The 1,927-nt window shown below is 68.8% G+C and carries 1 protein-coding gene; it reads right to left on the bottom strand.

The annotated features are described in order from the left end of the window. Positions 1-138: 138 nt before the first annotated feature. Positions 139-1,927 (bottom strand): thioredoxin domain-containing protein (locus AC062T_RS09635; protein WP_476029510.1); only part of this gene is annotated, 1,789 nt, incomplete at its 5' end.

The following is a 1,927-nucleotide window of genomic DNA, read 5'->3' on the forward strand; positions in this document are numbered from 1 at the left end:
GCGTATGGGCCGGGGGCTCCACGCCGATCTTGACCGCCTCGTCGAGGTGCTCAGCGGCGGTCCGAGGCGCAGGCAAACGCCCGAGGCGCAGATGACACAGGATGCCCTGCCCTCAGCCTGAGAATGCGGGCCGCAAGCTCAGAGAGCCACCGATGCGGCGACATCACGCAAGGCCTCGGCGCTGACCACCGGCAGGCGACAGACGAAGTCTCGGCAGAGATAAGCGGTCGGCACGCCCTCGATTGCGGTTTTGGCCTCGAACAGCTCGAACCCTGCCGCGGCGAGGGCCCTCGCCTGAGCTTCGGTGAGGATAGCGGTGACCAGGGACGGGATGCTGCGCGCGGCTGCCACGAGGTCGTCGCCGCGGCTCGCTGGCGAGTCGGGGGTGACGACCACGAGCTGCACGGCACCCGCCGCGAGCCGGGCGATCACCGCGAGGGCCGCCCCGAAGCCGAGCGGGCCGCGCACGGCCGGGCCGGCCGATGCCGCCGACGCTCGCAGCGATGCCTCCCGATAGCGAGCATCCCCCGTGACCAGGGTGAGCGTGAGTGCCGCAGCGGCGCACGCGCTGAGGCCTGAGGGGTAGGCGCCCTCGGAGAGGTCGACGGCAATCGCCAGCCCCCTGGCCGCCAGCACCGGGTCTGCGCCGCCGGGCACGGCGAAGACCGCGCCCTGCACCCTCGCCGCGGCCTCCAGGGTCGCGTCGATGAGCTGTCGGCCCGTCGTCGCATACCGAGCCTGCCCCGTTGCCAAGGCGAGCTGCAGCAGTCCGCCCGCGAACATCCCGTAATCTTCGAGGGTCGCCGTGGCCGGCGAGAGGCGCCCGTCCACGGATGCCCGAACGAGCCGCAGATCGGCCGCATCGGCCCCGGCTGCACCCTGGGTCATATGGTGCTCCAGCAGGTAGTCGGCGGCCCGAGCTGCGGAGTCGACCCAGTCGGCACGGTCGAATACCGAGCCAGCGTAGGCAAGAGCTTCGATCGCAAGGCCGTTCCAGCCGGTGAGCACCTTGTCGTCAAGCTTCGGCGGTGTCTCTGCCGCCCGCGCCTCGGCATCGAGCCGGTAATAGCCACCCTCGGTGCGCGCGCCACCCACCGTGCTTTCGCTGTCCTGCGCCGATGCGAAAGCGCCGGAGGGCAGTTGCATCACCCCCATGAGAAAGCGCGCTATGCCCTCGGAGATCTGCCAGCCTTCCTGGGCGAACCGCGGCCCCGCCGCAACTGCGGCTCGGGCGGCGGCCGTGAGCAGCTGTGCGTTGTCGTAGAGCATTCGCTCATAGTGCGGGTCGCCCCAGTCGCCCCGGGTTGCGTAGCGAAAGAACCCTCCTTCGACGGGGTCGCGCAGCGGTGACTCTGCCATGGTCTGGAGGGTGCGACACGCGAGCTCGATGCCCCGCTCGTCGCCAGAGGCGAGCAGAAAATCGAGAACGGGAGCGACGGGGAACTTGGGCGCCCCGCCGAAGCCGCCGTTGATCGGGTCTTCGCTCGCCATGATCGCCTCGACCACAGGAGACAGGTCAGTGGGCAGGTCGGAGGAGACCGGCCGCGACTGTTGCGCGAGGACCTCAGAGATCGTGGCGGCATTCTGCGCAACGCCCTCCGGTCGCTCCTCCCACGCCTCTCTCACGGCCTGGACAACCTGGCTGAACGACGGATGCCCCTGCATCGGCACCGGCGGGCAATACGTTGTGGCAAAGAATGGCCCGCCCTGGGGAGTCGCGAACACCGAGAGCGGCCACCCGAGTTCCTGCGTAAAGGCGGCAGCGGCGGCGAGATAGCTGGCATCAACATCCGGATGCTCTTCTCTATCCACCTTGATGCTGACGAAGTTGTCATTGAGGTACCCGGCGACCGCGGCATCCTCAAAGCTCTCTCTGGCCATGACATGGCACCAGTGGCAGGTGGAATACCCGATCGAAATAAACACG

The organism is Homoserinimonas sp. (assembly GCF_056262345.1).